A 1,838-nucleotide genomic window follows, 5' to 3' on the forward strand; every position below is an offset into this window, starting at 1 on the left:
AGATCAGGCTGAGTGATGTTATATACTCCCGAGGATATTTCTACATTACTATCATCGGTTATGGTGACTATATATGCTCCTGGCTCTAGGTCGTCTATAGAAGGATCATCGGGTTTGGAGAATAAGGGATCACTTTGTTTAGTCCATAGATAGGTATAGGGTTGAATTCCTCCAATTACATTTACTGTAATTTTTCCATCATCAAGATCTTTACAGCTACTATTTGTAATGGTAGTATCCTGAATTTCTAACAGATCAGGCTGTGTGATTACAATAGGTTGTGTTAATGTTGCAGTACAGCCATCAATATCAGTGACTTCAATAGTATAGTTTCCGGCTTCCAGATTGACTAATTTGGTGTTTGTAGATCCGGTTGACGGGGTGAAAGGATTTCCTTCTTTAAACCAGTTGAATAGTGGTGTTCCTTGATTATTGATGATGTTGATTTCGAGAACTCCGGTATTCCCTTCAAAGACGGTATTGTCTATATGTGATGCAGTAATTTCAAATATTTCCATCCCGATAGAAGGTTCTGTTACCTCTATTGGGGTTCCAAAGTTATTGATGGTACAATTATTTTGATCGGTAATGGTATACTCGTATGATCCGGCTGTAAGATCGGTTATACTGGCTCCGGATTTGTTGAAGGTATTATCGAAGAGTTTAGTCCAGTTTACGGTATATTGTCCTGTCCCTCCGTTGATGGTTAATTGTATGGTTCCATCATTTCCATTTTTACATGCTACATTGCTTACAGATGATATTGCTGTTATGGGATCAGGTCCTTGTACCTGAAAAGATTTTGAGAGGCTATTTCCTCCTTGATCAGATACGGTTACCTGATAGGTTCCTATTCCTGCATTATTTAGGGTTTCTCCGGTAGTTCCATCATCCCATAGATAAGTGTAGTCCCCACCAGAGTTTAAGAATCCACCTGTTGCACTGGCAATAAGATTGACCTTGGTATCAGAACAATCGACAGTATTAGGAGTCATATTGATAGAGATGTCGATAGGTTCAGGATCAGTAAGGGTGAATGTTTCGATTTCAGAACTACATCCGTTACTATCGGTTACTACAATAGTATAGATTCCTTCATATAGGTTGATGATATTTGTATTGGTTGATCCCGAAGGGGGCGTAAACGGATTACCATTTCTGGTCCATGTATAATTAGTATAGCTTCCTGATCCTCCAGATACAGAGATTGCGATACGTCCATTATTACCATTGATAAGAGTAGGGTTATTGATGAGTGCAGATAACCCAATTACATCAGGAATGGAGATGAAACGTTCAATGATGGTTATAGTATTGCTAGAGGCTTCACAGCCATTATTATCTTTAATGAGTATGGTATAGTCTCCTTTGATTAATGTATCAAAAAGGGTTTCTTGTTGCCATGTAGTTCCATTATCAATCGAATATTGATAGCGGGGTGATGTTCCTGGTGTTCCCCCATTTGGAATTACTGTAATGCTTCCATCATTTCCTCCAAAACATTGTACGGGAGAAGGGGTACCACTAACCGATAATGCCGGAGGAGCAGTTAGTGTAAAAGGATTGCTTTCATCATAGGCATCAGGTACTGTGCTGATGTCATCAAAGCCTTCATTGTTACTTTTGGTTTGCCAGAATAATTTATAAGTTCCGGCAGGTAGGTTTTTAGGCTCCCAGGTATAGGAAGCTCCAGTGAAATCACTTTTGGTTAATACTTTTGATTCATAACCATCAAAGATACTTCCTACTTGTTGATATACTTGCAGGTTCATTTTTTCTTGTTTGGTATCATCGAGTCCTCTATCAAAAGTAACTATGAAACCACCGTTGTCATTATC

The 1,838-nt window shown here is 38.7% G+C and carries 1 protein-coding gene; it reads right to left on the minus strand.

The genetic code is table 11. The features are described 5' to 3' along the window. Positions 1–1,838, minus strand: a 1,838-nt coding sequence (locus Z054_RS0127245; protein ID WP_024773128.1) for a SprB repeat-containing protein, incomplete at both ends; no start/stop codon positions are given.

This window comes from Aquimarina macrocephali JAMB N27 (genome assembly GCF_000520995.1).
Classification (GTDB): Bacteria; Bacteroidota; Bacteroidia; order Flavobacteriales; family Flavobacteriaceae; genus Aquimarina; species Aquimarina macrocephali.